This window comes from Mesorhizobium sp. P2_A8, from assembly GCF_056404935.1.
The window spans coordinates 323927-349713 of sequence record NZ_JBFUDB010000007.1; the positions used below are offsets into that span (position 1 = coordinate 323927).

The following is a 25787-nucleotide window of genomic DNA, read 5'->3' on the forward strand; positions in this document are numbered from 1 at the left end:
CAAGGGCGCGCTTGACGATTTCAGTCGAAGGAAAAAGCCGGCGCCGCTCGCTGGAGGTTGCCTGAAAGGCGCCGGCAAAGCGGACGCCAAGTCCGCCGCGCTTCCTGATAGCTGAGTCTTGACCTTACGTCATCTGGAGGGGCGTTAAGTCTTCGCCTTCCGCTTCGCGGGCGCCTCCTTAACAGGTTCAGCCTTGCGACCTAAACCACTAGCCTTTGCCAGAGCCGATCTGCGATTGGAATACTCCGGTGCGACCATTGGATAGTCGTGCGGCAAGCCCCATTTCGCGCGGTATTCATCCGGTGTCATGCCAAGCAAACCAAGGTGGCGTTTCATTGACTTGAATTTGCGGCCGTCTTCCAAGCTCACGATGTAGTTCGGAAACACAGACCTCTTCGGATTGACGGCGGGCGCCTGCTGTTCGGCTGGCGGTGCTGCGGGAAGATTGAGACCCGAAAGCGAGAGATGCACAGAGGCGATCAGGTCGGGCAGCGAAGTGGCTGGCAACGGGTTGTTGCTTACGTATGCAGAGACAAGATCCGCCGTTAGCTCGGCCAGCGCAGCGGCGTGGTTGTCGGTTTCGTTGGTCATTTGTCGGTCCCCCGTTGTTAGCTGACAAACAACGTCTTTATTAGAGACTTCTTAAATACGCAATTCTCCCGAGGCCCTGGCAAGCATCAGCCCGCCAGGCGCGCCCGACAGCTATTCCAATTCCAATCGCCAATCCGGTGGCGAGTTTTCCGCCAACGTCGACGCCTGACCGCTCAGCATCGCAAATGAGACAAGGCCCGCTTCGGCGGACTTTTTGTTTGTATGTCAGACAATAAAAACCCGCTGCCGGAGGGGATGGCAGCGGGTTATTAATGGCTCGCCACGGGGGGGCGGTGGTGAGCGCGGGGTCAGCGATCTGAATGGGAGGAAAGAACCGCCGACAGATGGAAATCTACCACAGCGGCGCCGTTCCTCAATTGTGCGAAGGTGTTGCTGACGTAAGCAAAGGCGTTACCGGATCACACGAAAGGTTTAGCCCGCTTCGCGCGGGCTGTTCATTGCTGGCTACAATGTGGCTAGAAATTTTATAGCCACCTCTGGGGGATGTGGCTAAGCCTTTGTTTTAAATGGTCGGAGTGGCCGGATTCGAACCGACGACCCCTTGACCCCCAGTCAAGTGCGCTACCGGGCTGCGCTACACTCCGGACCGGTCGCGATGTATCGTGATAACCCCGCTCGGGTCAACCGAAATTCGGCGACTATCGGGCCGATGCCATCGTGGGGTGCCAGCGAACTCCCAACCTATCCCTGGCAAACATCGACCCATGCGGCGCCGGTGAGGTCGACCATGCGCTGCGGTGTAATCCGCACGGCGGCGTTGGTGGCGCCGGCGGCGGGCACGACCGCGTCGAAATCGCGCAGCGACGTGTCGCAATAGACCGGTAGCGGCGCCGGCAGGCCGAACGGGCAGACACCGCCGACCGGGTGGCTGGTTGCTTCGACAACCTCAGCGGCGTCGAGCATTCGCGGCTTGCCGCCGAACTGGTCCTTGAACTTGCGGTTGTCCAGCCTGGCGATGCCACTGGTGACGACGAGCATGGTGCGGTCGCCGACGCGCAGGCAGATCGTCTTGGCGATTTGCGCCGGCAGCACGCCATGCGCCTCTGCCGCCAGTGCCACCGTTGCCGAGCTCGCTTCGGTGACGATGACATCGATGTCGGGCGCGTGGGCGGCAAAGAAGGCACGAACGGTTTCCAGGCTCATATCGAAAACCCACGGTTCAAGATTTTTTGGACGGCGGCCGTGATTGGCAGCGGATCGGTTCGCCGCGCGTATAAACACGTGCGGTGCACAAATCGGCAAGTCCCAAGCTGGACAGAAAGGCTGCGGCACCAACAAAAACAAACCCGCCAAGGATATCCTTGGCGGGCTGTCGGGCATGCCCGATGTTGATCTATGCTAGGGATCGACCTTGCGCGGCCGGCGTGTGCACAGCCGAAGCGATCAAAGCGTCCTGGGGAAGTCGAAGCGCGGACACAATACGACGCAGCTTCGACGGATCGGTCACCTTGCCGCTCTCGATATCTTCAATCTCGTCGGCAGCCAGACCGCATGTCAGGGAAAGCTTTTCCACACTGTAGCCGCGGGTTTCCCGCATCGCTCTGAGGGTGTTGTAATCTGGCCCGATCTCATTGGCTACCGGTTCGGAGAGGGCTTCGCGTTTTGCATTTTGGGGCATTGGCAACTCCGTGGGCTGAAAGAGTTTGATCAAATGACGTTGTTGCCTGAGACGATCGGGAAGATGCCCGCTCGCCGGCGATTTGCCAAGTCCCAATCTGACCGTCACGGGATCGTGAACCAGGCGGCTTGCGCGGTCGGATCGCGCACACGTGGCGATCAAGTTGTTTTGACCGTCCAATCGCCTTTTTGTTCGGCAGTTTCGCCCCGCCCGTTCGTTATCCCGAGGTCGCTGGCATGAAACCATCCGGTTTCAGCCAGCCCGTTCCCGGAAGGATCTCTGCAATGAACTTGAAGACACTCATCATCGTGCTCGGCACGATTTCCAGCCTTTCCGCTGCCGGCGCAGGCGCTGCTCAAGCGGCGGATTTACTGCGCGTGCGCGGCACGGTGGCCAGTTTCGCGCCATCGCGGCTCACCGTGAAAACCCGCCTGGGTGATACCTCTGCGATCAAGCTCAATGCCGGCTGGAAGATTTCAGGCGTCGCCAATGCATCCGTAAAGGACATCCAGCAAGGCGATTTCCTCGGCATCGCCTCCGTATCGAAGGCGGATGGCGGCAGTGGCGCGCTGGAGGTGGTGGTCTTTCCGGCCGCTTTGAAAGGCACTGGTGAGGGCGACCGCCCCTGGGACCTGCAGCCAAACAGCCGCATGACCAACGGCACCGTGGCCGACGTCACCGATGTAAACGGCCGGGCGGTCACGCTGACTTATGACAATGGGCAGACGAAGAAGATCTCGATACCCGACACCACACCTGTCGTGACCTTCGCGCCGGCCACGCCGGCCGACCTCAAGCCAGGTGCGACGGTCTTCGTTACCGCCCAGCGTGAGGCCGACGGCACGCTGAGTTCCGGCCGCGTGGTGGTGGGAAACAATGGCGTGGTTCCGCCGATGTAGGCAAAACAGGCGCAAGAGCGCGGCTTCTCGGCCTTGGCGATGATGGTGGCGGAAGCCCGGTTTCCGTAGAAACAGTCCAGAAACAAAATTCTACAATCGGGAAATACCGAGGAAAAAATTCAGGAGCGTAATTCCATTCGCGGCGATCAGATCATCGACCCGATTCAAATCTGCCCGCTAAAAAAGGAAACGATCCATGAAGAAGTCCCTCCTCTCGGCCCTCGGGCTTGCAGTTGCACTTGCTTTCACGGTGCCGGTAATCGGCGCGACGAGCGCGGATGCGGCTCCGATGGTAAAGCATCATCGTCACCATCATCATCATCCGTACCATCCCGTCCATCACCGCCATCACTACCATCATCATCACCACCACGTGACGATGAAGAAGGCATAAGCATACCAGACTGCCAACGAGAAGACCGGCCTTGGCTTCTTGTTCAAGGCTCGTCTTCTCTTGGCAATGCGATGCGAGCCCGACAGGATAATGCGCTTTCGAAACCACCGCGCTGGTCCAGATCTCGGCGTAAACCCGACACCGATGCACCGGCGCAACCTTCACGCAAGGACAAACCGCGATACGGCAAGGGATGTTCTGGCCGGCGCGCTCCACCAGATCAGGCTTGGCCAACAAGGCTGAGGTATCCCTGTGACGGCGTATTCCCGATGACGGCCAAGGCCGAGGGCTAGCGCCGGCTGAAGAGCAGGCTGGCAACGAGACCGACCACCACAAGGCCGACGGCGGCAGCCGCCGCCGGATGGTCGCGGGCCGATTTCTCGATCACCCTGCCCTGCTTGCGGATGGCCGGCACCGCGTCCCGCAGACGGCCCGCAAGATCGGAATAGGTGTCGAGCGCGGCATCGCGACCGTCTTCGTAGTAAGCGCCGCCCCGTCTCGACACCGCCTTCTTTAAGCCGGCCAATTCCCTGGTGAGAGCCGCGACCTGCTTGTCGAGGTCGATGTCCGAGAGGGTCGAAAATGATGCCATGACGAGTTTCCTTGCATTGTAGAAGGAAACGTAACGCCTCACCGGAAGACCGGTTCCGGTTTTCGAGACGCCAGAGCGGTTTAAGGCAATTCCAGACGGAAAACCGTGTCACACTTTCCTGGAATTGCTCAAGTCGGTCCGTGCGGAGCGGTCAGCGCACCTGGTCGAGCAGCCGCTTGCATTCCAGGAGGTCGAACAGCGCCTCCTGCAGCAAGGCGCGATTGTCGCGCGAGAGTTTCGACGCGTCCGGCTGCACCGGACCGTCCTCGTCGCTCTTGCCAAGGCCGAAAAAGCGGCGGCTGGGTTTGACACGCGGCTGGCCAACCAGTTCGTCATCCATGCCGCGCGGCTGGGCTGCGGGCGTCAGCGGCACCTGATCGGCCTGCCGCCGCTGCGAGATCGCCTCGACGGCCGCCATGTCGCCATTGCCGATGGCAACCAGGAAATGATTGCCGTTCTCGCGCAGCAGCTTCTGCACGCCCTTGATGGTGTAGCCCTGGTCGTAGAGCATATGGCGAATGCCCTTGATCAGTTCGACATCCTGCGGCCGGTAGTAACGACGGCCGCCACCACGCTTCATCGGCTTGATCTGGTTGAAACGCGTTTCCCAGAAGCGCAGCACATGCTGCGGCAGGTCGAGATCTTCGGCGACCTCGCTGATGGTACGAAAGGCGTCGGGGCTCTTGTCCATGGGCGAATCCTCACGCTGGACGATGATCCGGCCTACCTACCGAATCGGGTCTTATTTCAGCGGTTTGTGAAACAATATTCAAGCCCGGCGTCATGGTGCGCGCCAGTTTTCAACCGCGCAGGTGAACGAGGCTACTTGCCGCTTTTGGCCTTGCCGCTTTGATGGGACCGCAAGATACGGCTCTTGAGCACGTTCGACGACTTGAATGTCATCACCCGGCGCGGCAGAATCGGCACCTCTTCGCCGGTCTTTGGATTGCGGCCAATGCGCTCGTTCTTGGAGCGGACGTGAAATGTCGCGAAGGACGACAGCTTCACCGTCTCGCCGCGAACGATCGCTTCACAGATTTCGTCGAGCACCGCTTCGACAAGTTCAGCCGATTCAGTGCGCGACAAGCCGACCTTCCGGTAAACTGCCTCGGCAAGGTCGGCGCGCGTAAGTGTCTTTCCCCCCATGCGACCGTCCCATCAGTTCAAAACATAAAATCGGCACAACAGCGGCAGAGCCTAAGTAATTGATCCGGCAAGGTCAAGGACCGAAACCGGACCGTTCGGCACTTACCAGCGAACCAGGACAGCACCCCAGGTGAAGCCGCCACCCATCGCCTCCAGAAGCACCAGATCGCCCTTCTTGATGCGACCGTCGGCGACGGCCACCGCAAGCGCCAGCGGCACCGAAGCAGCCGAGGTGTTACCGTGCAAATCGACCGTCACCACCACCTTTTGCTCAGCTATCCCGAGCTTCCTGGCCGAAGCGTCAATAATTCGTTTATTGGCCTGGTGCGGCACGAACCAGTCGAGATCATCGGCTGATATACCGGCCTGCGAGAACGTCGCCTCGATGACGTCGGTGATCATGCCCACCGCATGCTTAAAGACTTCGCGGCCCTCCATCCGGAGATGGCCGACCGTGCCGGTGGTCGACGGCCCGCCGTCGACAAAGAGCTTGTCCTTGTGCGCACCGTCGGAGCGCAGGCTGGCCGCCAGAACGCCACGGTCGGCGATCGAGCCAGTCCCCTCGCCGGCCTCCAGGACCAGCGCACCGGCTCCGTCGCCGAACAGCACGCAGGTCGAGCGGTCGCTCCAGTCGAGGATCCGCGAAAATGTTTCCGAGCCGATTACCAGGACGCGCTTGGCCAGGCCGCCGCGGATGTAGAGGTCGGCGGTGGCGACCGCATAGACGAAGCCAGAGCAGACCGCCTGCATGTCGAAGGCAAAGCCGTGATGCATGCCGAGCCGGTTCTGGATCTCGACGGCGGTGGCCGGAAAGGTGTTGTTGGGCGTCGAGGTCGCCAGGACGATCAGATCGATGTCGGCAGGCGTCAGGCCGGCATTGGCAAGTGCGGCTCGCGCCGCCGCCTCGCCCAGCGAGGCCGTCGTCTCGTCATCACCGGCAATATGGCGCTGGCGGATGCCGGTGCGCTGGGCGATCCACTCGTCGGAGGTTTCCACCATGCCTTCGAAATCGGCATTCTTCATGATTCGGCGGGGCAGCGCGGCGCCCGTGCCGCGCACGACTGATCTGATCAAAGTTCTTTCCTATTCCTTTGCGTCGATAACGACGTCGGGTTCCGCGCATGAAACAGATCGAGGTCGGCCTCGATGCGGTCAAGCAGATTGTTGCGCACCATGTCGTAGGCAAGCTCGATCGCCGCGGCGAAACCGTCCGAATCGGCACCACCATGGCTCTTCACCACGATGCCGTTCAGCCCCAGGAAGACGCCGCCATTGGAACGACCGACATCCATCTTTTCGCGCAGGCGATCGAAGGCGCCCTTGGCGAAGACATAGCCGATCCTGGCCATCAGGGTGCGGCTCATCGCGGCGCGCAGATAACCCGCTATCTGGCGCGCCGTACCTTCCGCCGTCTTCAGGGCGATATTGCCGGCGAAGCCCTCCGTCACCACGACGTCGACCGTGCCCTTGCCGATATCGTCGCCTTCGACAAAGCCATGATAATTCATCGAGGCCATGTTGGCCTCGCGCAGCATGCGTCCCGCTTCCTTGACCTCTTCCTGCCCCTTGATCTCCTCGACACCAACGTTGAGCAGGCCGACAGTCGGTCGCGCGACGCCGAAGACGGAGCGCGCCATGCCGGTGCCGAGAATTGCGAAATCAATCAGCTGATGCGCGTCGGCACCGATGGTGGCGCCAACGTCGAGCACCACGCTTTCGCCACGCGTCGTCGGCCAGAGTGCGGCGATCGCCGGACGATCGATGGTGGCCATGGTGCGCAGACAGAACTTCGACATCGCCATCAGCGCGCCGGTGTTGCCGGCGGAGACACAGGCGTCCGCCGACCCTGCCTTGACCGCTTCGACGGCCTTCCACATCGACGACTTCCAGCGGCCATGGCGCAGTGCCTGGCTCGGCTTGTCGTCCATCCTGACCGCGATCTCGCAATGGAAGAATTCACTGACCTCGGCCAGCTTTGGGAATTTGGCCAGTTCAGGGCGCACCACCTCCTCACGTCCAAAGATGACGAAGCGGATGTCGGGACGGCGGGTCGCGACCGTCATGAGCGCTGGAATGACCACGGCGGGTCCGTGATCGCCGCCCATGGCATCGATGGAAATCCTGATCACGCGGTATTTATCTCACGGTTAGGCGGCAGATCGCTTTAGTGATCGCGAAGGTTCGGCGAAAATAACGGTTTTGGGCTGCCGCACAACCGACTTTTCCGTCGCGGGCGAGGTTTTCAGGATTTTCCCAGCAGGGATCGCAGTTTTTGCTGAAATTCATTCTCCGCCGGTTCGGCCTCGCCGCCGGCACTCAGAGACGCGCCCTGCTTGCGCGGATAAGGGTCGATCGCCAGTCCGAAGAACTGTTCGGCGAGCGCGCCGACGTCGATCGTGTCGCCGGAAAATGTTTCGGGACTGTCCGGTCCGTCCGCGTCGAGCAGGATCTCGCCGCCGTCATCGAAACCCTGTCGTCCGAGCTTGGAGTCCTCGGGCAGCAACAGCGCTTCGATCGGCTCGTCGATATGAGCTCCGACAGGGTCGAGCGTGACGATGCAGGCCTGGGTGATGTCGGCTTCGACGCGACCGATGACCCTCACGCCATTGCGTTTCCACGACGTCACCAGAAGCTCGGCGCGGTAGGCTTCGACCGAAAGCAGCCCGTGCTCCTCGGCCAGCGCCGCGCGCTGCGTGGCGTCGGCCTCGATCACCACCGGCAAACCCTTGTGCGGCAGACGGGCGATATTTGCGCGGAACGATACCGGGCTTTGCGGGTCAATGTGTTTCATCGATCAACCTCCGTTGGCGACGGGAAACGCCACCGTGCCGGAGACAATCGATTCGGACGGCTGCGCGGCCAGTTGATTGCAGGCGTCGGTGACATAATTGGCCAGCAGCGATGCTTCCGGCCAGGCGCCGGCGTCGGGCCGGACATTGCGGGCAAGGGCAGCGCTGAGCCCGTCATGGTCGTTTCTCTCCAAGGCGTCGTCATAGGCAGCGGTTCGGCCATAAAACATTTTTGCCAGCTTTTTCATGCGTTTGGGCACGCCGACGTCGCCAACGCCCAATTCCCGCAACGAATGATCGACGTCGAGGAAGAACTCGTCGATCAGCACCTGGGCGACCTCTTGCGCCGCGCCGTCCTCGCCCCGCAACCGGTGCTGGAACAGGAACATGTGCAGCGACACCATCTCGAAACGGCCAAGCGGCGTGTCGGGCACATTCCAGTGGGAATAAAACACAGTCTGCCGCGCCGCCGCCACGATTTGTGCGTAAAGCGCCTCGGTGATAGCGCGGTTGGCATGGCGTTCGCGGCCAAAAAAGCGCTGGAACATTGGGGATGGTCTCCCGGGACCGTTTGTTGAAGTGGCCTTGTTGCATCGGCCAGCAAGCTGGTTTACCGGTTTTGCGGCCCAGCGCAAGTTGCGGCCAGCTAATGGAGTTGTTGTTGCGCGCGCTGAATTTCAAGTCGACCTTCTCGTTCCGGCCCGCCGGCGCGATCTCACTGCTGGTGATCGTTTCGGCGTTGTCCGCCTGCCACACCTCCAAGATGATCGGTGACCTAAACCCGAGCGAGACCCTCACCCAGGGCTACGTGATCGACCAGCAGGCGATCGACCTGGTGCCGGTTGGCTCGAGCCGCGAGCAGGTGCTTCTGGCGCTCGGCACGCCGTCGACAACGGCGACCTTCGACAACGAGGCCTTCTATTACATTTCCCAGACGCGCAAGCGCTACGTCGCTTTCGACAAGCCGAGACTCATCGACCAGAAGGTGCTGGCGGTCTATTTCGGCGCCGACGGTCGTGTCACCCAGATCGCCAATTACGGCCTGAAGGACGGCAAGATGTTCGACTTCATCTCGCGCACCACGCCGACCGGCGGCAAGGACCAGAACTTCCTCAGCCAGATCATCAACGGCGCCAGCAAGCTGGCCCCCGGCATCCCAGGTGGCGGCGGCGCCTAATTCTTTTCGGCTTTCACTCCGGAAGCCACACCATCTCAGGCGACCAAAAACCCGCGGGAGCGATCCTGCGGGTTTTTGTTATGGGGGATCGGTCGGGCAAGGCCCGCAGGCGAAGGGACGAACAGAAGAGCGACTGTCGTAGCCGCAAACAAAACCCGCGAGGATCGCTCCCCGCGGGTTTTGTCTTGTAGGCGGCTGATCGCTTAGCCGTGCGCGAGCACGGCCAGCAGCAGCAACGCGACGATGTTGGTGATCTTGATCGCCGGGTTGACGGCCGGACCAGCGGTGTCCTTGTAGGGATCGCCGACCGTGTCGCCGGTCACCGAAGCCTTGTGCGCTTCGGAACCCTTGAGGTGCTTGACGCCGTCCTTGTCGACGAAGCCGTCTTCGAAGGACTTCTTGGCGTTGTCCCAGGCGCCGCCGCCAGAGGTCATCGAGATGGCGACGAAGAGGCCATTGACGATGACGCCCAGCAGCGAGGCGCCGAGGGCGGCAAAGGCGGACGCCTTCGAACCGGAGATCAGCAGCACGCCGAAATAGACGACGAGCGGCGCCAGCACCGGCAGCAGTGACGGGATGATCATCTCGCGGATCGCCGCCTTGGTCAGAAGATCGACGGCGCGGGCGTAGTTCGGCTTGGAGGTGCCGGCCATGATGCCGGGATCCTCGCGGAACTGCTTGCGCACCTCCTCGACGATGGCGCCCGCCGCACGGCCGACGGCCGTCATGGCGATGCCGCCGAACAGATACGGGATCAGGCCGCCGAAGATCAAGCCAGCGACGACATAGGGGTTGGAAAGATCGAAGGAGATTTCGCCCATGCCCTGGAAGTACGGATATTTGTCGCCATTGGCGGCAAAGAACTTCAGGTCGTTCGAATAGGCGGCAAACAGCACCAGCGCGCCGAGACCGGCCGAACCGATGGCGTAGCCTTTGGTCACCGCCTTGGTGGTGTTGCCAACCGCGTCGAGCGCGTCGGTGGAGTGGCGCACTTCCTTGGGCAGGCCGGCCATTTCGGCAATGCCGCCAGCATTGTCGGTGACCGGACCAAAGGCGTCGAGCGCCACGATCATGCCGGCGAGGCCGAGCATCGTCGTGACCGCGATCGCCGTGCCGTAGAGGCCGGCGAGCTGATAGGTCGAGATGATGCCGCCGACGATGACGATCGCCGGCAGTGCCGTCGATTCCAGCGAAACCGCAAGGCCCTGGATGACGTTGGTGCCGTGACCGGTCACCGATGCCTGGGCGATGGAGTTGACCGGGCGCTTGTTGGTGCCGGTGTAATACTCGGTGATCACCACGATGAGACCGGTCACCACGAGGCCGACCAGGCCGCAGATGAACAGGTTCTTGCCGGTGATGGCCATGCCGGCAACGGTGCCGACCTCGCCCCAACCAAGCGTAACGTGGGTGGCAACGCCGAGGCCGACAATGGACAAGAGGCCGGTAACGATCAGGCCCTTGTAGAGCGCGCCCATGATCGAGCCGTTGGAGCCGAGCTTGACGAAGAAGGTGCCGACGATCGAGGTCAGGATGCAAGCGCCGCAGATGGCGAGCGGATAGAGCATCGCCGCACCCAGAACGGCAGTGCCGCCGAAGAAGATGGCGCCGAGGACCATGGTGGCGACGACGGTCACCGCATAGGTCTCGAACAGGTCGGCGGCCATGCCGGCGCAGTCGCCGACATTGTCGCCGACATTGTCGGCGATGGTGGCCGGGTTGCGCGGATCATCTTCGGGAATACCGGCTTCGACCTTGCCGACCAGATCGCCGCCGACGTCGGCGCCCTTGGTGAAGATACCGCCACCGAGACGGGCGAAGATCGAGATCAGCGAAGCACCGAAGCCCAGCGAAACCAGCGAGTCGATGACGATGCGGTCATTGGGCTGAAGGCCCATGAAGTGGGTTAGGATGAGGTAGTAGATCGACACGCCGAGCAGCGCCAGGCCAGCGACCAGCATGCCGGTGATGGCGCCCGATTTGAAGGCGATGTCGAGACCGGCAGCGAGGCTGTTGGAAGCCGCCTGTGCGGTGCGCACGTTGGCCCGCACCGAAACATGCATGCCGATGAAGCCGGCGGCGCCCGACAGAACGGCGCCGATCAGGAAGCCGATGGCGGCGGTGATCGACAGCAGCCACCAGGCGAGCAGAAGCACGACCACGCCGACGATGGCGATGGTGGTGTACTGGCGCGCCAGATAGGCCTGCGCGCCTTCGCGGATGGCGGCGGAGATTTCCTGCATGCGTGCATTGCCCTGATCGGCCGCGAGGACCGAACGTGTCGCCCAGATGGCGTAAAGGATTGAAAGCAGGCCGCAGGCGATGACGACGGAAATAATTGTCATTGCCGGATTTTCCTCGATTGATGGCCCAAAAGAACCCCTCCCTGGGCCGTTGAGACAAAGACCGGATCCGTGCACGGAATCCGCCTCTTCGCAGCGGTGTATGCGAAACAGGGCTGCGAACGTCAAGATATTGTTCGGTTTTTGCCCGGCTTTCGCCCAAAAGGCATAGGCCACGAGGTCGCCGCCACCGGCATTGTGCTATTAGATCGATTGAAATCGGTCTGACCCAACGCGTGGCTACTCTGCCTCCCTGCCCATGCGTTGTGCGGTGTAGCGCTCGATTGCCGACAGACCGTCATAGATCAGCACCGCAAGGGCTGCCACGATCAGGCCGCCCTGCAGGATGAAGGCGAGGTTGTTGGACAACAGCCCGGCGATGATCACCTCGCCCAGCGTCTTGGCGGCCACGGTCGAGCCGATGGTGGCGGTGGCAAGGCTGATCACCACCGACAACCTGATGCCGCCAAGGATAATCGGGGCGCTGAGCGGGAGCTCGACCTTGGTGAGCCGTTGCCAGCCGGTCATGCCGGCACCGCGCGCCGCCTCCATGACATTGGCCGGCAAGGTCGTCAGTCCGGTCAACGCGTTCTCGAAGATCGGCAGCAGGCCATAGAGGAACAGCGCGATGAGCGTCGGTTTTTCACCGAAGCCGACCGCCGGCACGGCAAGCGCCAGCACCGCCACCGGCGGAAAGGTCTGGCCGATATTGACCAGGCTGCGCGACAGCGGCAGGAACTCGGCGCCGGCCGGCCTTGTGACCAGGATGGCCAGCGCGACCGCGACGATGGTCGCAGCGACAGTGGCGATCAGCACGATGCGCAAATGCAGCAAAGTCAGCGTCAGCAGGCTGCCCTGATTGTAGATCACCGGCGCATTGTTCTCGGTCAGCGGCTTCAGCAGCGGTTCGAACCAGCCGGGATTGGTGACAAAGGCAACGAGCAACACCACCAAAGCAAGCCTGAGCAGGGATGGAAGCCAGGCTTTCATGCCGGCCTCGCCGCGCGTTTCACCAGACCGTCGACGGTGACGCGGCCAAGCGGCTTGCCGTCGGCGCCTTTGACCGGCAGCGCCGGCCGGCCCGACCACAACAGTTCAGCCAGCGCGTCGCGCTGGCTGGCATCGCCCGGGATCGCCTCGCCTTCGGCAGAGCCCTTTTCCACGGCGTCGCGTACGCTGCCGAGCGACAAGAGCCGGAACGGCCTTTCGCTGGCGCCGACCAGGGTCTCGACGAAGGCACTGGCCGGGTTTGCCAGGATCTCCGCGGGCTTGGCGTATTGCACAAGCTTGCCGGCATCCATCACCGCGATCTTGTCGCCCATGTGCACGGCCTCCTCCATGTCGTGGGTGACGAGGATGACGGTGGTGCCGAAGCGCTTCTGGATCGCAAGCAGATCCTCCTGGGCCTTGGTGCGGATGATCGGGTCGAGCGCGCCGAACGGTTCGTCCATCAACAGCACGTTGGGCTCGGCGGCGAGCGCGCGGGCGACGCCGACGCGCTGCTGCTGGCCGCCGGACAATTCGTGCGGGTAGCGCGGGCCGAAGGCTTCAGGATCGAGCTGATAGAGCATCATCAACTCGTCGACACGGGCCTTGATGCGAGCCTTGTCCCAGCCGAGCAGTACCGGAACGGTGGCAATGTTCTGCGCCACCGTGCGATGCGGAAACAGGCCGTGGCCCTGGATGGCGTAGCCGATGCTGCGGCGCAGTTCGTAACCGGGCAGCGAGCGATTGTCGGCGCCATCGAGCTTGATGGTGCCCGCGGTCGGCTCGACCAGCCGGTTGATCATGCGCAGCAGCGTCGTCTTGCCGGAACCCGACGTGCCGACAATGACGGCGATGGTGCCTGGCTCGATGACCATCGAGACGTCATCGACCACCGTTGTCGCGTCGTAGCGCTTGGTAATGCCTTCGATCTCGATCATGCCGTTTCAACCCTGCGCTTGGTGGCGGTCATTTCGATCACCGCGTCGAGAATGATGGCGGCGGCAAAGGCGAGCGCCACAGTCGGCACGGCGCCGAGCAGCACCAAATCCATCGCCGTCTGGCCAACGCCCTGGAAGACGAACACGCCGAAACCGCCACCGCCGATCAGCGCTGCAATAGTGGCAAGGCCGATGTTCTGCACCAAAACGATGCGGATACCGGTGAGGATGACCGGAAATGCCAGCGGAAACTCGACGCCTAACAGGCGCTGCCTGTCGGTCATGCCCATGCCACGAGCAGCGTCGTTGGCGGCGCGCGGCACGCCGGCCAGACCGACCACGGTGTTGGCCACCACCGGCAGCAGCGAATAGAGGAACAGAGCGACGAAAGCCGGTGCCGTGCCGATGCCGCGAATACCGAGCGCCGCAGCCCCAGGCACATGCGTTGCGACCCAGCCGAGCGGCGCTATCAGCAGGCCGAACAGCGCGATCGAGGGAATGGTCTGGATGATGTTGAGCACGTTGAGAACGGCGGCCCGTAGCCTTTCGACGCGATGGCAGAGAATGCCAAGCGGCAGTCCGATGATCACCGCAGCAAGCAGCGAGCCGAGCGCCAGCGTCACATGCTTGGATCCTTCGGCCCAAAAACTGTCGGCGCGGTTGGCGTATTCCTTGAGGATTGACAGATTGTCCCAGCTTCCCGAGATCAACAGCAGGCCGGTCGCCAATGCCGCGACGGCAAGCACGCCGACGCGTGCCAATGGCGACAGGTTCAGCCGTGTCAGCACGTCGGCCAGCAACAGCGTGAAGGCGAAGATCAGTATCCAGAAACCGGAGGCCGGCGAAACCCTGGCAAAAGTGTTGCCGGCCGGCGTGAGAAATGTGCCAGCGTCGCCGATCAGCAGAACGAGCGCGGCAAGTGCCACCACGCTGGCGGCAAGGCGCAGGACAAGTGGCGTCTTGAACAGCGCGACAAGTGCTGCGGCGACAACGATGGCGAGCAGAAGCGTTCCGGTCGCTGCCGGCAACGCCTCGAGAATCGAGCGCGCCTGGCCGGGAACGATGCGGTTGGCACGGAACGTGGCAAAGGGCGCGGCAAAAGCCGCATAGGTTGCTATCGCGGCGATGACCACGCCGAGCTTGTCGAACCGGATCTGCACGCGCTGCCCCGTCAGTCGATCCGGCGCGCCACGAATGCGGCGCGCCGGAATCGTCCTACTTCAGGAAGCCGTTCTTCTTCAGGAAGTCCTCGGCGACGCCCTTGACCGGCTCGCCGCCGACCTGCACGCGGCCGTTCAGATCCTGCAGCGTGACGAGGTCGAGCTTGGCGAAAACCGGCTTCAGCAGCGTCTCGATCTCGGGATGTTCCTTCAGCACCGCTTCGCGGATGATCGGCGCCGGCTGGTAGACAGGCTGCACGCCCTTGTCGTCGTCGAGCACGACGAGCCCGGACGGCGCGATGCCGCCATCGGTGCCGTAGACCATGGCGGCATTCGCCCCGCTGGTCTGGTTGGCGGCGGCTGCGATGGTTGCCGCCGTGTCGCCGCCGGAGAGCGTGATCAACTGGTCCGGCTTCAGCGTGAAGCCATAGGTGGTCTGGAAGGCCGGAAGTGCTGCCGCGGAATTGACGAACTCGGCGGATGCCGCGAGCACCACCTGGCCGCCACCCGCGACATACTTGCCGAAGTCGGAAAGCGTGGCGAGCTTGTTGGTCTCCGCGACCTCCTTGCGTAGCGCGATCGCCCAGGTGTTGTTGGCCGGCGACGGCGAAAGCCAGACAATCTTGTTGGCGTCGTAGTCGAGCTTCTTGGCCGTCTCATAGGCCTTGGCGGCATCCTTCCAGACCGGGTCGTCGGCCTTCTCGAAGAAGAAGGCGGCGTTGCCGGTGTACTCCGGATAGATGTCGATCTCGCCGGCAGTGATCGCCTTGCGGACCACCGGGGTGCCGCCGAGCTGGATACGGTCTGATGTCTTGATGTTGTTGGCGTTGAGAACGAGCTGGATGATGTTGCCGAGCACGCCACCTTCGGTGTCGATCTTCGAAGAGACAACCACCTGGGCGCTGGCGGAGGCCGCCGTGATGCCGAGCGCCAATGCCGCGCTGGCCAAGACCTTGACTGAAAACATTGTGAAATCCCTTGCTGTGAACCGGAATGCGGCGGCCGCATATGAGCATGGCTTCAACGCCCCGTCGGGGCATACGGTTTCATAACAATGGGGAGGGGCGCAATAATTTTGTTCGGCCAGCGGCGGCTTCGCCGAAGCCATGCTGACAGCATCGTGTCAGGGTCAAACGGCAATCCGGATTACGCGTCGGCTTTGCGAATGCCCGTCAGCTTGAGCGCACCGAGGGCGACGAAGCACAGTACGGCGACCGGGAAGACCATCCAGTTCAGCATGGTCCAGCCCCATGCATTGTAGACCATGCCCGACATCAGCGAAGCGCAGGCGACGGAGCCGAACAGGACGAAGTCGTGGAAGCCCTGCACCTTGCCCTTTTCCGACGGCCGATAGCTGGCCGCCACCATCGCCGTGGCGCCGATGAAGCTGAAATTCCAGCCAAGGCCGAGCAGGATCAGCGACGTCCAGAATTGCCACAGCGCCACGCCCGACAAAGCAACGATGGCACAACCGATGAGCAGGACTAGGCCGATGGCGACGATGCGTTCGGCGCCGAATCGATGGATCAGCGAGCCGGTGAAGAAGCTCGGCGCGAACATCGCCATGACGTGCCAGGAGATGCCGAGCGTCGCATCGTCCTCCGACAGTCCGCAACCAACCATGGCCAGCGGGGCGCCCGTCATGACGAAGCTCATCAGGGCGTAGCTGCCGACAGCGCAGAACAGCGCGGCGACGAAGCGCGGCTTCGTGACGATTTCCGCCAACGGTCTTGCGTCGCTGTCGGCGATCTCCACCCTGCCGGATGCCTTCGCCGGCAGTCGCAGGAACGACAGGATGATGGCGCCGGCCGCGGCCAGCGGCAGGATGGCGGCGAACGAACCGGCAAACATCACCGGCGCGAATGATTCACGGGTGAAGATGACGATCTGCGGCCCGAGAATGGCGGTGACGATGCCTCCGGCCAGCACGAAGGAGATGGCGCGCGCCTTGAACTCGGGCGGCGCATTGTCGGCGGCGGCGAAACGGAACTGCTGGACGAAGGCGCCGCCGACGCCGATCACCAGCAGGCCGAAGGCGAACAGCCAGAAGCTGCCGTGGAAAAGCGCTGCTGTAGCGACCAGACCGCCAAGCGCGGTAACGATCGTGCCGGTCATGAAGCCGCCGCGCTGGCCCATGCCGCGGATGATCGCCGCTGCAGGAAGCGCGCCGAGCGCCACGCCGATGTTGAAGCCGGTGATCGGCGCCGTCGCCAATGACTTGTCGGGACCAAGCAGATATTGCCCGGCCAGCGCCCCCATGGAGATGGCGATGGGTGCCGCCGAGCCGATGATCGCCTGCGAGGCGGCGAGGATCAGGGCGGTGCGACGCGCCTCCCTGGCCGCCTCGACGACGATTGCCGTCACGATGCGTCCTTGCCGCGCCCCTCGCCACGCACCCGGCGAGACACACGGTCAAGCACGGCGTTGACCAGCTTCGGCTCGTCTTCCTCGTAGAAGGCCTTGGCGATGTCGACATATTCCGAGACGATGACGGCGACCGGGACATCCTCGCGCTTCATCAGCTCATAGACGCCGGCGCGCAGAATGGCGCGCAGCGTCGAATCAAGCCTCGACAGCGGCCAGTCCTCGGTCAGTGCCTGGCGGATAATCGGATCGACGGTCTTCTGGTTCTCGACGACACCGGCGAGGATAGCGCGAAACCATTGTGCGTCGGCCTCGCGGTAGAGCGCGCCGTCGACTTCCTTGCCGAGACGAAAGGCCTCGTACTCGGCGGTGATCTCGAAGACGCCGCTGCCGGCGACATCCATCTGATAGAGCGCCTGCACAGCGGCCAGCCGGGCAGCGCCGCGCTTGTTGGCCTGGCGCACCGGTGGTCGGTCCTTGTCTCCGGATTGCGTCACGCCGGTCAGGCTCCGAGCCGTTTCTTGATGGCGATCATGGTGAGCGCGGCACGCGCCGCAAAACCACCCTTGTCGCCTTCCGTGCGCCGGGCGCGTGTCCAAGCCTGCTCGTCATTCTCGGTTGTCAGGATGCCGTTGCCGATGCAGATCGATTCCTGCACCGACATGTCCATCAAGGCGCGTGCGGATTCGTTGGCGACGATATCGAAATGATGCGTCTCGCCCCGGATCACGGTGCCAAGCGCGACAAAACCGTCATAATCGGTGCCCTCACCCTCGGCGGCATCGAGCGCGAAGGAGATCACGGCCGGAATTTCCAGCGCCCCTGGCACGGTGAGGACATCGTACTTGGCGCCGGCTTCGTCGAGCGCGCCCTTCGCGCCTTCGAGCAGCGCGTCCGCCAGATCATCATAGAAGCGGGCTTCGATGATCAGCAGCTTGAGTTTCTTGTTCCTGGGCATTTTTGCGTCACGTCTCCGGCGGAGCCGGTGACTTAGGCCGAAGCCGACGAGTTCGCAAGCTTTCCGAAGGTGACCTTGGGTCGAAATTCCCGGGTAACCGCTTAGAGCCCCTCTTTCGCGGCCTCCACCAGGCGCGCCGCATAGCGGGCCATGGTGTCGATCTCCAAATTGACGCGGTCGCCGACCTGGCGCTCGCCCCAGGTGGTCACGGTCAGTGAGTGGTGGATCAAAAGCACGTCGAAGCGCGTGCCTTCCACCTTGTTGACGGTGAGCGAGGTGCCGTCGAGCGCGACCGAGCCCTTTGGCGCAATGAACTTCGCCAGATCGCGCGGTGCTTCGAGGGTAAAACGCACCGCATCGCCTTCGTCCTTGCGCTCGACGATCTCGGCCATGCCGTCGACATGGCCCGAAACGATGTGACCGCCGAGTTCGTCGCCGATCTTCAGCGCCCGCTCCAGATTGATCCGCGTGCCCGCTTTCCAGCCCATCGCCGTCGTCAGCCTGAGCGCTTCTTCCCAGGCCTCAACCTCGAACCAGTGCGCGTTCGAGCCGCTGTCGGGCAAGGCGGTGACCGTCAGGCAGACACCGCCGCAGGAAATCGAAGCGCCAATGGCGATCGTCTCGGGGTCATAGGCGGTGTCGATGCGCAGCCCCACCCCTTCCCTGAGCGGCTCGACGGCCGCGACAGTGCCGACATCGGTGACAATTCCGGTAAACATCGGTGTTGATCCTAAATGTCTCTGATCCACTCGGCATAGCTGTCTTCGCCGAAACGCATCTCGCGAAGCTTGCGAAATCCTGCCGGGATATGGTCGGCATCGATGGGCGATGCAATGCCATCACTACCGATCGCTTCGGGCCCCCGGAACAGCACGATGCGGTCGACCAGCCCATCGGCCAGAAAAGCGCTCGCCACCTTGGCGCCGCCCTCGACCAGAACGCTGGCCATGCCGAGCGCGGCCAGATCCTCGAGCAATTCCGGCAGGGCTACGCCTCCTTCATGCGTTTCTGTGCCGATGAAGCGCACCCCGGCGCGTTCCAGCATGGTCCGCCGATGCGGATCGGCTTCCAGGCAAGCGGCGACGTAGAGCGGCACCCGGTCCACGCCCGAAACCAGCTTCGAGGCCTCGGGCAACCTGATCTGCCGGTCGAGCACTATGCGGGCCGGCGAACGGTTCTCCAGCCCCGGCAAGCGCACCGTCAGAGCCGGATCATCCTCCAGTGCCGTGCCGATACCGACCAGTATGCCGTCGGCCTCGGCCCGCATGAGATACACTTCGCGGCGGGCGACATCGCCGGTGATCGACACCTGCCCTTCGCCTTGCCTGCCGATCTTGCCATCACTGGAAAGGGCAAGCTTGAGAATTACTTCGGGGCGCTTTCTCAACGATCGAATCAGATAGCCGGCCATCTGTTCGGCGGCTTCCGCCGCCAACACCTTCTCGACGACCTCGACGCCGGCGGCGCGCAGTATCGCGTAGCCCTTGCCGGACACGCGCGGATCGGGGTCGCTGGCGGCGCCGACGACGCGCGCGACACCGGCGCTGACCAGCGCATTGGCACAAGGCGGCGTGCGGCCATGATGGGCGCAAGGTTCCAGCGTGACATAGGCGGTGGCGCCGCGCGCCAGCGCGCCGGCCTCGGCTAACGCCTCGGTCTCGGCATGCGGGCGGCCGCCGACAGCGGTCACACCGGTGCCGACAATCATCGGGCCATTGCCGTCGTCGCGCACGATCAGCGTGCCTACGGAAGGATTGGTCGCGGTGCGCCCGGCATTCTTCCGCGAAAGGCGGAGCGCCGCCGCCATGAAACGGCGATCAAGTTCGGCCTGTCTGTCGCGTGCCGTCATGCTCAGCTGGCGTCCTCTTCACCCTTGATTTCGTCCCCCTTGAGCTCGCCGAGCAATTCGTGGAAGTCCTTGGCTTCGCGAAAATTGCGGTAGACCGAGGCGAAGCGGACATAGGCGACATCGTCGAGCGACTTCAGCGCTTCCATGACCAGCCGGCCGACCTCGCCGGAAGCCACTTCGGTCTCGCCGGAGCTTTCGAGTTGGCGCACGATGCCGGTCACGGCGCGGTCGATGCGCTCGGGATCGACATTGCGCTTGCGAACGGCAATCTCCACCGAGCGCAACAACTTGTCGCGGTCGAACGGCACTTTGCGACCCGATTTCTTGACCACGACGAGATCGCGCAGCTGCACGCGCTCGAAGGTGGTGAAGCGGCCGCCGCAATCGGGGCAGACGCGCCGCCTGCGGATTGCCGCGCCATCCTCGGCGGGGCGCGAATCCTTCACCTGCGTATCTTCTGACTGGCAATAGGGACAGCGCATGGAGAAGCCTTTGGTTGGCGAATCTGGTGAGGCGAAAGGCTTAGAGGTTTTTGCAACGATGGCAAAGTATCGGCAACAGCCCCTCGCCCCTTGCCCCTCAGAGATAGCGAGGCGCAAGCAAGATTGCCAGCGTCGCCAAAGCAGCCGGACAGTGTGCCGATGCCGTCAGGGGGCGACGTCGGTGGTCGGAAACCCGCACGATTTGCCGAGACTGCGATAGGCCTTGGTGAAGCCGTCCATGGATATGCTTCCAACCGGCGCGTCGCCAAAGGAGACATCGAGCGCCGATGCGCGGCGCATGACACGCAAGAGCGCCAGGCTGGTCTTGGCCTGATTGTCCACGATCCAGCTGAGCCGGCCATTGACGGTAGCATCGGAATGGAGCTTCGCGGTGATGTGGCCCTTGTCATCGCCGAAGGTGGCCGCGACCGACTTGCCGGTCGGCAAGCCCTTATTATCGACCGCAATGGTCAGGGACGGGTAAGCATCCGGCGGCAGCGCATCGCCGTTGGTGATGATGAGCGTCAGGATGCCGCTCTCGCCACCGGCACCGATAAAGGCGGTCGACGCCGCGCAAGTCTTGCGGATGTCCTCGCCGGTATCGACCTCGTCGACCAGCGTCGACCATCTGCCGAAAGTTTCGAGCTTGGGGGCTGCCGGGGCGGGTGCCGCGGGCGCGGCCTGGGCAGGTGCGGGCTGCGTCGGCGCGGTTTGAGCGGGGGCGGTTTGTGCCAAGGCGATGCCGGACAACGGCAAGGCAATCAAAGCAGCCAGAGTGCCAGCGACGGCAAGGTCGGCGAGACGAACAATTCGCATCATCAAGGCTCCTGCCGCAGGCTTGCCGCGACGACGCCTGTCATCGCGGCAAGATGATGAGACCTTAATCTCGTCAGCCGAGATAGGGGTAGAGCGGAAAACGGTCGGTCAGCGCCACCACCTTGGCCTTGACCGCCGCTTCGACAGCGGCATTGCCCTCGTCGGAATTGGCGACTTTCAGACCATCCAGCACTTCGGCGATCAGCTTGCCAATCTCGCGGAACTCGGCCTGGCCGAAGCCGCGCGTGGTGCCGGCCGGCGTGCCGAGACGCACCCCTGACGTGACGAAAGGCTTTTCCGGATCGAACGGAATGCCATTCTTGTTGCAGGTGATGTTGGCGCGGCCGAGCGCTGCCTCGGCGCGCTTGCCGGTGGCGTTCTTGGGGCGCAGGTCGACCAGCATCAGATGGTTGTCGGTGCCGCCGGAGACGATATCGAGACCGGTTTCCTTAAGGCTGGAGGCGAGCGCCTTGGCGTTGGCGGCGACGCTCTCGGCGTAGACCTTGAAGCTCGGCTTCAGTGCTTCGCCGAAGGCCACCGCCTTGGCGGCGATGACATGCATCAGCGGGCCGCCCTGCAGGCCGGGGAACACCGCGGAATTCATTTTCTTGGCGATGTCCTCGTCATTGCACAGGATCATGCCGCCACGGGGGCCGCGCAGCGACTTGTGCGTGGTCGTGGTCACCACATGAGCATGCGGCAGCGGCGACGGATGCACGCCCCCCGCCACCAGGCCGGCGATGTGCGCCATGTCGACCATCAAATAAGCGCCAACCGCATCAGCGATCTCGCGAAAACGCTTCCAGTCCCAGACGCGCGAATAAGCGGTACCGCCGGCCAGGATCAGCTTCGGCTTGGTCTCGTGGGCGGTCTTCTCGATCGCATCCATGTCAAGCAGGTGGTCGTCCTGGCGCACGCCATAGGACACGACCTTGAACCATTTTCCGCTCATGTTGACCGGCGAGCCGTGGGTCAGATGGCCGCCCGAATTGAGGTCGAGGCCCATGAAGGTGTCACCAGGCTGCAGCAGCGCCAGGAACACGGCCTGGTTCATCTGGCTGCCCGAATTCGGCTGGACGTTGGCGAAGTTACAGCCGAACAGCTTTTTCGCCCGCTCGATCGCCAGTTCCTCGGCGACGTCGACGAACTGGCAGCCGCCATAGTAGCGTTTGCCCGGATAGCCCTCGGCGTACTTGTTGGTCATGATCGAGCCCTGCGCTTCCAGAACGGCGCGCGAGACGATGTTTTCAGAGGCGATCAATTCGATCTCGTGGCGCTGGCGACCGAGTTCGTTGCGGATGGCGCCGAAAATCTCCGGATCGGCGTCGGCCAGCGTGGTTTCGAAGAAGGATTCGAATTTGTTCGACACTGCCGCTGCTGTTGCCATGGCCTGACATCCTCGGGTTCGGGGGCAATTTTGATTTATGCATGTCGTTGTCCCAAACCGCTGCACACTTTTGGGCGACATGCATTCGCCGCGCCATTAACACAGTTGTTTTCGCCCCGCCACGTTTGCGGCGCGAAATTTGCTGGCCGGATTGCGCCAACGAGGCAACGAGTGGGCTATTTCCGGTCCTGCCGCCCCTTCAGCAAGGCTTCGGTAAGGGTGATCTCGGTGAACAGCGCCCGTGCCGCATGATCGTTGATCTGGCCGCTGCGCAACATGGCGCGAACGGCCCCGCGTTCGGCCTCGATGCCGGCGAGCCTGAGCTCAAGTTCCAGCCGACCGGCTTCGCGTGCTTTGGCGCGTGCTTCATCGGCTTCGTCGGAGGCAGCAATCCGGCGCCGGTAGCCGGCGACAATGTTGTCGGCGGCAGCCAGCCGGGCGCCGGGCACCTCGCCTCCATCTTCGGTGTCGGTGGCGGCGATGCTCTCGATGCGGGCGATGGCCGCCTTGGCCGCGCCGACACGTGCGAGCCGCTCCTCGGCGGCACCGACATCCTCTCCAGGCTCGACCAGCCCGCTGGCGATCTTCGGCAAGGCGAGACTGGCGAAGACCAGCGAGCAGATGATGACGCCCGCGGCGAGGAAGATGACCAAGTCGCGCGCCGGAAAGGGCGAACCGTCAGGCAAGGCGAGCGGCAGAGACAGGATGCCGGCCAGCGTGATCGCGCCGCGCACCCCGGCCACCGAACCGGCGAGCCGCACGCGCAGCCCAAACGGCTCCACCTTGCGTTTGCCCAGCCGCGCCGCGATACCAGCCGCGATATCGCCGACCCAGATCCACAGAAAGCGTAGCGCGATCAGGCACAGCGTCAGCGCGATGACGGTCGCGACCGGCTGGACGATCGGGTGCAGGCTCATCAGTTCAGGCGGCACATGGCGGATGATGTCGGGAAGCTGCAGTCCGAGCACGATGAAGAGAGCACCGTTGAAAACGAAGGAAAGCGTCGTCCACAGCGACATCGTCTGCATGCGCGCCGAGACGCCGAGGAAACGAAACACGCCAGAGCCGCCGGTCAGCAAGCCGGCGGTGACCGCCGCCAGGATGCCGGAAGCGCCGATGTGCTCGGCGCCGAGATAAGCAATGAAGGGCAGCAGGATCATCACCAGCACCTGCGCCTCGGCCGGCACGCCGCCGATGCGGTTGAGCAATTGCAGCAGCTTGGCGGCGACGAACAATGCCGCCACGCCGATCAGGATGCCGGCGGCAACGGCATAGAGGAAACTCAGGGATGCCGCGGCAAACGAAAAGCTGCCAGTCAGAGCGGCCGCGACGGCAAAGCGGAACATGACCAGTCCCGAAGCGTCGTTGAGCAGCGACTCGCCTTCCAGAATGTGCATCAGCCGCGCCGGAACCAGGTTCTTGTCGACGATCGAGGACACGGCCACCGCATCGGTCGGCGACAGCACGGCGGCGAGCGCGAAAGCGACGACCAGCGGAATGCTCGGCACCAGCCAGTGCAGGGCGTAGCCGAAGCCGACGATGGTGAAGAACACAAGCCCGATGGCGAGGTTGAGGATTGGTCCGCGCAGCGCCAGCAATTCACGCTTAGACGCGCCATAGGCATCGCCGAACAGCAGCGGCGGAATGAACACCAGCAGGAACAGTTCCGGATTGATCTCGACATGGATGCCGCGCACCGGCCAGGCGAGTGCGGCGCCTATGGCAATCTGCAGCACCGGCAACGGCACCCGCACCAGGCGCACCAGCGCGCCGGAAACGGCGACGAAGACGAGCACAACCAGAATGAAGACGGCGACATCCATGGTCCGGTTCCAGACTTGTCCGCCGACCATGCGCAAAGCCGGCCGATCCGTCCAGCCGCCCTCTCCCGCAAAAAAAGCGCAACCGGGATCCGAGCAACGAAAAAGGCCGCCCTGACCGGCGGCCTTTTCTGTAAAACAATCAGGTATTTAAAGCGACGAGGTGATCTGCAGCTCGTTGGCGCCGTCGAGCGCGTAGACGTCGTCGCGGAACTGCACGACGCCCGGGCCCGTCGACCAGGCCGAGAGATAGAGGAAATGCACCGGCACCGGGTTGGTGATCTGGATCGGCGTGTTTTCGCCGGTCTTGATCGCCGCCTCGAAATGCTGGCGGTCCCAGCCGGGCGTGTCGCGCAGGATCCAGGTGACGAGGTCGCGCACATTCTGCACGCGCACGCAGCCCGAGGAATCGAAGCGCATCATCTTCCCGAACAGGCTCTGCTGCGGCGTGTCGTGCATGTAGACGCCGTCCGGGCTCGGGAAATTGATCTTCACCGAGGCCATGGCGTTGCCCGCACCCGGATCCTGGCGGAAGCGATACTTGGCGGCGTCGTCGGTCGACCAGTCGACATTGAGCGGGTCGACTTCGCTGCCGTCCGGCGCGAACAGGCGAATATGGCTGTCCTTCAGGTAGTTGGGGTCCTTCCGCATCAGCGGAATGATATCCTTGCGCACGATCGAGACCGGCGCATTCCAGTACGGATTGACGATGATCTCGTTGATCTTGGAATTGACGATCGGCGTCTGACGATCGATCTTGCCGACGATCGCGGTGTGGCGAAGCACGACGCGGTCGTTCTCGACGGCTTCGACCTGCGCGGCCGGAATGTCGACCAGAACATAGCGGCTGCCCAGCGTGCCGGCCTTCTCCTTCAGCCGCTGCAGATTGGTCTGCAACTGGCCAAGCCGGATCTGCGCCGAGACGTTTATCGCCAAGTAGGTGTATTTGCCCATGGAGCCGTCGGCGGGCAGCCCGTGACGCAACTGGAAGCGCTTGACCGCCGAGTCGACATAGGAATCGAAGGCCGTCGAAATTCCGGCGCTCTGCGACAGGTCGCCAGAGACCATCAGGCGCTTGCGCAACGGCACGACATCCGGGTCATCGACGCCGAGTTGCAGCTTCTTGGTCGCCGGGACCTCTACCCAGCCGCCCTGAGCGGCAATGTTTTGATATTGCGCCACCGCCTGCTCGGTAAAGGCCACGGTCTGCGCGCTGAAGATCGGCAGCGTCGAGGCCACCTTGCCGCCCTCGCTGGCGCGGGCATCGAACTGGTCATCCCAATTGCCGCGCGCCGAGGATTTCAGGATATCACCGATCACATCCTGCGCATTGGCGCCGCCGGCGACCATCGCGGCTGCGAGCGCGGAGGCTCCGGAAAGGAAAAAACGGCGGCTGGTTCTCATGGACGTTCCAGACATTCTTGTAGCGTTCGATCTGCTGCATTCGGTTATCAGGG

Annotated in this window: 28 protein-coding genes and 1 tRNA gene; 2 read left to right on the forward strand and 27 right to left on the reverse strand. The window is 63.1% G+C overall.

All coding sequences use genetic code 11. From position 1 onward, the window contains the following. Nucleotides 1-144: 144 nt before the first annotated feature. The 4 genes from AC1D10_RS22110 to AC1D10_RS22125 form a co-directional block, all read right to left on the reverse strand. Nucleotides 145-591, reverse strand: coding sequence for a Ros/MucR family transcriptional regulator (locus tag AC1D10_RS22110; protein WP_477275560.1), 447 nt, complete (start codon nucleotides 589-591; stop codon nucleotides 145-147). 528 nt (nucleotides 592-1119) lie between these two features. Then, nucleotides 1120-1196, reverse strand: a tRNA-Pro gene (locus AC1D10_RS22115). Between the two features lie 97 nt (nucleotides 1197-1293). Further along, complete coding sequence (locus tag AC1D10_RS22120; protein ID WP_477275562.1) at nucleotides 1294-1755, reverse strand: YbaK/EbsC family protein; 462 nt, start codon at nucleotides 1753-1755, stop codon at nucleotides 1294-1296. A 190-nt stretch (nucleotides 1756-1945) separates the two neighbouring features. Then, on the reverse strand, nucleotides 1946-2230 hold the full coding sequence (locus tag AC1D10_RS22125; RefSeq protein ID WP_477275564.1) for a helix-turn-helix domain-containing protein: 285 nt from the start codon (nucleotides 2228-2230) through the stop codon (nucleotides 1946-1948). A 284-nt stretch (nucleotides 2231-2514) separates the two neighbouring features. On the opposite strand from AC1D10_RS22125, the gene AC1D10_RS22130 reads away from it, so the two are divergent. Beyond that, the gene (locus tag AC1D10_RS22130; protein ID WP_477275566.1) at nucleotides 2515-3129 is read left to right on the forward strand and encodes a hypothetical protein; all 615 of its coding nucleotides are present in this window, start codon (nucleotides 2515-2517) and stop codon (nucleotides 3127-3129) included. A 151-nt stretch (nucleotides 3130-3280) separates the two neighbouring features. Here AC1D10_RS22130 and AC1D10_RS22135 read toward each other — a convergent pair whose 3' ends face one another. The 8 genes from AC1D10_RS22135 to AC1D10_RS22170 all read right to left on the reverse strand — a co-directional run bounded on the left by AC1D10_RS22135 (nucleotide 3281) and on the right by AC1D10_RS22170 (nucleotide 8598). Next, nucleotides 3281-3757: a hypothetical protein gene (locus AC1D10_RS22135; RefSeq protein ID WP_477275568.1), complete on the reverse strand. Its 477-nt coding sequence runs from the start codon at nucleotides 3755-3757 to the stop codon at nucleotides 3281-3283. A gap of 55 nt (nucleotides 3758-3812) precedes the next feature. Beyond that, entirely contained in the window at nucleotides 3813-4115 is a 303-nt protein-coding gene (locus AC1D10_RS22140; RefSeq protein ID WP_379095794.1) for a hypothetical protein, read from the reverse strand. A gap of 151 nt (nucleotides 4116-4266) precedes the next feature. Then, a complete protein-coding gene (locus tag AC1D10_RS22145) occupies nucleotides 4267-4806 on the reverse strand; it encodes a MerR family transcriptional regulator (RefSeq protein WP_023810244.1) in 540 nt (179 codons plus the stop codon). A gap of 131 nt (nucleotides 4807-4937) precedes the next feature. Beyond that, nucleotides 4938-5261 (reverse strand): integration host factor subunit alpha, encoded by a 324-nt coding sequence (locus AC1D10_RS22150; protein ID WP_013532231.1) that lies wholly within the window; start codon nucleotides 5259-5261, stop codon nucleotides 4938-4940. Nucleotides 5262-5363: 102 nt separating this feature from the next. After that, complete coding sequence (locus AC1D10_RS22155; protein WP_477275571.1) at nucleotides 5364-6335, reverse strand: beta-ketoacyl-ACP synthase III; 972 nt, start codon at nucleotides 6333-6335, stop codon at nucleotides 5364-5366. Then, on the reverse strand, nucleotides 6332-7390 hold the full coding sequence (gene plsX / locus AC1D10_RS22160; protein WP_477275573.1) for a phosphate acyltransferase PlsX: 1059 nt from the start codon (nucleotides 7388-7390) through the stop codon (nucleotides 6332-6334). Before plsX ends, AC1D10_RS22155 begins: the two co-directional genes overlap by 4 nt. A 113-nt stretch (nucleotides 7391-7503) precedes the next feature. Continuing rightward, complete coding sequence (locus AC1D10_RS22165; protein ID WP_477275575.1) at nucleotides 7504-8052, reverse strand: YceD family protein; 549 nt, start codon at nucleotides 8050-8052, stop codon at nucleotides 7504-7506. A 3-nt stretch (nucleotides 8053-8055) separates the two neighbouring features. Beyond that, nucleotides 8056-8598, reverse strand: a complete 543-nt coding sequence (locus AC1D10_RS22170) for a ubiquinol-cytochrome C chaperone family protein (protein ID WP_477275577.1) — start codon at nucleotides 8596-8598, stop codon at nucleotides 8056-8058. A gap of 113 nt (nucleotides 8599-8711) precedes the next feature. Here AC1D10_RS22170 and AC1D10_RS22175 point away from each other — a divergent pair, with 113 nt between their 5' ends. Next, nucleotides 8712-9227 (forward strand): outer membrane protein assembly factor BamE, encoded by a 516-nt coding sequence (locus AC1D10_RS22175; protein ID WP_477275579.1) that lies wholly within the window; start codon nucleotides 8712-8714, stop codon nucleotides 9225-9227. 203 nt (nucleotides 9228-9430) lie between these two features. Here the strand turns inward: AC1D10_RS22175 and AC1D10_RS22180 are convergent, their stop codons facing one another. The 15 genes from AC1D10_RS22180 to AC1D10_RS22250 form a co-directional block, all read right to left on the reverse strand. Beyond that, a complete protein-coding gene (locus AC1D10_RS22180) occupies nucleotides 9431-11572 on the reverse strand; it encodes a sodium-translocating pyrophosphatase (protein ID WP_477275581.1) in 2142 nt (713 codons plus the stop codon). A gap of 237 nt (nucleotides 11573-11809) precedes the next feature. Further along, entirely contained in the window at nucleotides 11810-12559 is a 750-nt protein-coding gene (locus AC1D10_RS22185; RefSeq protein ID WP_477275583.1) for an ABC transporter permease, read from the reverse strand. Continuing rightward, nucleotides 12556-13494, reverse strand: a complete 939-nt coding sequence (locus AC1D10_RS22190) for an ABC transporter ATP-binding protein (RefSeq protein WP_477275585.1) — start codon at nucleotides 13492-13494, stop codon at nucleotides 12556-12558. The genes AC1D10_RS22185 and AC1D10_RS22190 overlap by 4 nt, the downstream gene beginning before the upstream one ends. Continuing rightward, the gene (locus tag AC1D10_RS22195) at nucleotides 13491-14654 is read right to left on the reverse strand and encodes an ABC transporter permease (RefSeq protein WP_477275587.1); all 1164 of its coding nucleotides are present in this window, start codon (nucleotides 14652-14654) and stop codon (nucleotides 13491-13493) included. Before AC1D10_RS22195 ends, AC1D10_RS22190 begins: the two co-directional genes overlap by 4 nt. Before the next feature lie 55 nt (nucleotides 14655-14709). Next, on the reverse strand, nucleotides 14710-15621 hold the full coding sequence (osmF, locus tag AC1D10_RS22200) for a glycine betaine ABC transporter substrate-binding protein OsmF (RefSeq protein WP_477275589.1): 912 nt from the start codon (nucleotides 15619-15621) through the stop codon (nucleotides 14710-14712). Between the two features lie 179 nt (nucleotides 15622-15800). Next, entirely contained in the window at nucleotides 15801-17018 is a 1218-nt protein-coding gene (locus AC1D10_RS22205; RefSeq protein WP_477275591.1) for an MFS transporter, read from the reverse strand. Beyond that, nucleotides 17015-17515: a transcription antitermination factor NusB gene (nusB, locus tag AC1D10_RS22210; protein WP_256750781.1), complete on the reverse strand. Its 501-nt coding sequence runs from the start codon at nucleotides 17513-17515 to the stop codon at nucleotides 17015-17017. Before nusB ends, AC1D10_RS22205 begins: the two co-directional genes overlap by 4 nt. Nucleotides 17516-17520: 5 nt before the next feature. Continuing rightward, nucleotides 17521-17976 carry a 6,7-dimethyl-8-ribityllumazine synthase gene (ribH, locus tag AC1D10_RS22215; RefSeq protein ID WP_477275594.1) on the reverse strand — a complete coding sequence of 152 codons (456 nt, stop codon included), beginning with the start codon at nucleotides 17974-17976 and terminating at the stop codon, nucleotides 17521-17523. A gap of 101 nt (nucleotides 17977-18077) precedes the next feature. After that, on the reverse strand, nucleotides 18078-18695 hold the full coding sequence (locus AC1D10_RS22220) for a riboflavin synthase (RefSeq protein WP_477275596.1): 618 nt from the start codon (nucleotides 18693-18695) through the stop codon (nucleotides 18078-18080). Nucleotides 18696-18706: 11 nt separating this feature from the next. Beyond that, nucleotides 18707-19825 (reverse strand): bifunctional diaminohydroxyphosphoribosylaminopyrimidine deaminase/5-amino-6-(5-phosphoribosylamino)uracil reductase RibD, encoded by a 1119-nt coding sequence (ribD, locus tag AC1D10_RS22225; RefSeq protein ID WP_477275598.1) that lies wholly within the window; start codon nucleotides 19823-19825, stop codon nucleotides 18707-18709. 2 nt (nucleotides 19826-19827) lie between these two features. Next, a complete protein-coding gene (gene nrdR, locus AC1D10_RS22230; protein ID WP_056594062.1) occupies nucleotides 19828-20307 on the reverse strand; it encodes a transcriptional regulator NrdR in 480 nt (159 codons plus the stop codon). A 165-nt stretch (nucleotides 20308-20472) separates the two neighbouring features. Beyond that, the gene (locus AC1D10_RS22235) at nucleotides 20473-21126 is read right to left on the reverse strand and encodes a hypothetical protein (protein ID WP_477275600.1); all 654 of its coding nucleotides are present in this window, start codon (nucleotides 21124-21126) and stop codon (nucleotides 20473-20475) included. Nucleotides 21127-21196: 70 nt separating this feature from the next. Continuing rightward, complete coding sequence (gene glyA, locus AC1D10_RS22240; RefSeq protein ID WP_013532252.1) at nucleotides 21197-22510, reverse strand: serine hydroxymethyltransferase; 1314 nt, start codon at nucleotides 22508-22510, stop codon at nucleotides 21197-21199. 176 nt (nucleotides 22511-22686) lie between these two features. Beyond that, nucleotides 22687-24333, reverse strand: coding sequence for a Na+/H+ antiporter (locus tag AC1D10_RS22245; RefSeq protein WP_477275603.1), 1647 nt, complete (start codon nucleotides 24331-24333; stop codon nucleotides 22687-22689). Between the two features lie 147 nt (nucleotides 24334-24480). Beyond that, on the reverse strand, nucleotides 24481-25734 hold the full coding sequence (locus tag AC1D10_RS22250; protein ID WP_379095850.1) for a L,D-transpeptidase family protein: 1254 nt from the start codon (nucleotides 25732-25734) through the stop codon (nucleotides 24481-24483). Nucleotides 25735-25787 lie beyond the last annotated feature (53 nt).

Coding starts and splice junctions, on each gene's coding strand:
- AC1D10_RS22180 (WP_477275581.1), bottom strand. CDS start 11,572: ATGACAATTATTTCCGTCGTCATCGCCTGCGGCCTGCTTTCAATCCTT.
- ribH (WP_477275594.1), bottom strand. CDS start 17,976: ATGCCCAGGAACAAGAAACTCAAGCTGCTGATCATCGAAGCCCGCTTC.
- ribD (WP_477275598.1), bottom strand. CDS start 19,825: ATGACGGCACGCGACAGACAGGCCGAACTTGATCGCCGTTTCATGGCG.
- AC1D10_RS22145 (WP_023810244.1), bottom strand. CDS start 4,806: ATGGACAAGAGCCCCGACGCCTTTCGTACCATCAGCGAGGTCGCCGAA.
- AC1D10_RS22125 (WP_477275564.1), bottom strand. CDS start 2,230: ATGCCCCAAAATGCAAAACGCGAAGCCCTCTCCGAACCGGTAGCCAAT.
- AC1D10_RS22130 (WP_477275566.1), top strand. CDS start 2,515: ATGAACTTGAAGACACTCATCATCGTGCTCGGCACGATTTCCAGCCTT.
- glyA (WP_013532252.1), bottom strand. CDS start 22,510: ATGGCAACAGCAGCGGCAGTGTCGAACAAATTCGAATCCTTCTTCGAA.
- AC1D10_RS22120 (WP_477275562.1), bottom strand. CDS start 1,755: ATGAGCCTGGAAACCGTTCGTGCCTTCTTTGCCGCCCACGCGCCCGAC.
- AC1D10_RS22170 (WP_477275577.1), bottom strand. CDS start 8,598: ATGTTCCAGCGCTTTTTTGGCCGCGAACGCCATGCCAACCGCGCTATC.
- AC1D10_RS22185 (WP_477275583.1), bottom strand. CDS start 12,559: ATGAAAGCCTGGCTTCCATCCCTGCTCAGGCTTGCTTTGGTGGTGTTG.
- osmF (WP_477275589.1), bottom strand. CDS start 15,621: ATGTTTTCAGTCAAGGTCTTGGCCAGCGCGGCATTGGCGCTCGGCATC.
- nrdR (WP_056594062.1), bottom strand. CDS start 20,307: ATGCGCTGTCCCTATTGCCAGTCAGAAGATACGCAGGTGAAGGATTCG.
- AC1D10_RS22235 (WP_477275600.1), bottom strand. CDS start 21,126: ATGATGCGAATTGTTCGTCTCGCCGACCTTGCCGTCGCTGGCACTCTG.
- AC1D10_RS22165 (WP_477275575.1), bottom strand. CDS start 8,052: ATGAAACACATTGACCCGCAAAGCCCGGTATCGTTCCGCGCAAATATC.
- AC1D10_RS22150 (WP_013532231.1), bottom strand. CDS start 5,261: ATGGGGGGAAAGACACTTACGCGCGCCGACCTTGCCGAGGCAGTTTAC.
- AC1D10_RS22190 (WP_477275585.1), bottom strand. CDS start 13,494: ATGATCGAGATCGAAGGCATTACCAAGCGCTACGACGCGACAACGGTG.
- AC1D10_RS22110 (WP_477275560.1), bottom strand. CDS start 591: ATGACCAACGAAACCGACAACCACGCCGCTGCGCTGGCCGAGCTAACG.
- AC1D10_RS22220 (WP_477275596.1), bottom strand. CDS start 18,695: ATGTTTACCGGAATTGTCACCGATGTCGGCACTGTCGCGGCCGTCGAG.
- AC1D10_RS22250 (WP_379095850.1), bottom strand. CDS start 25,734: ATGAGAACCAGCCGCCGTTTTTTCCTTTCCGGAGCCTCCGCGCTCGCA.
- AC1D10_RS22245 (WP_477275603.1), bottom strand. CDS start 24,333: ATGGATGTCGCCGTCTTCATTCTGGTTGTGCTCGTCTTCGTCGCCGTT.
- AC1D10_RS22140 (WP_379095794.1), bottom strand. CDS start 4,115: ATGGCATCATTTTCGACCCTCTCGGACATCGACCTCGACAAGCAGGTC.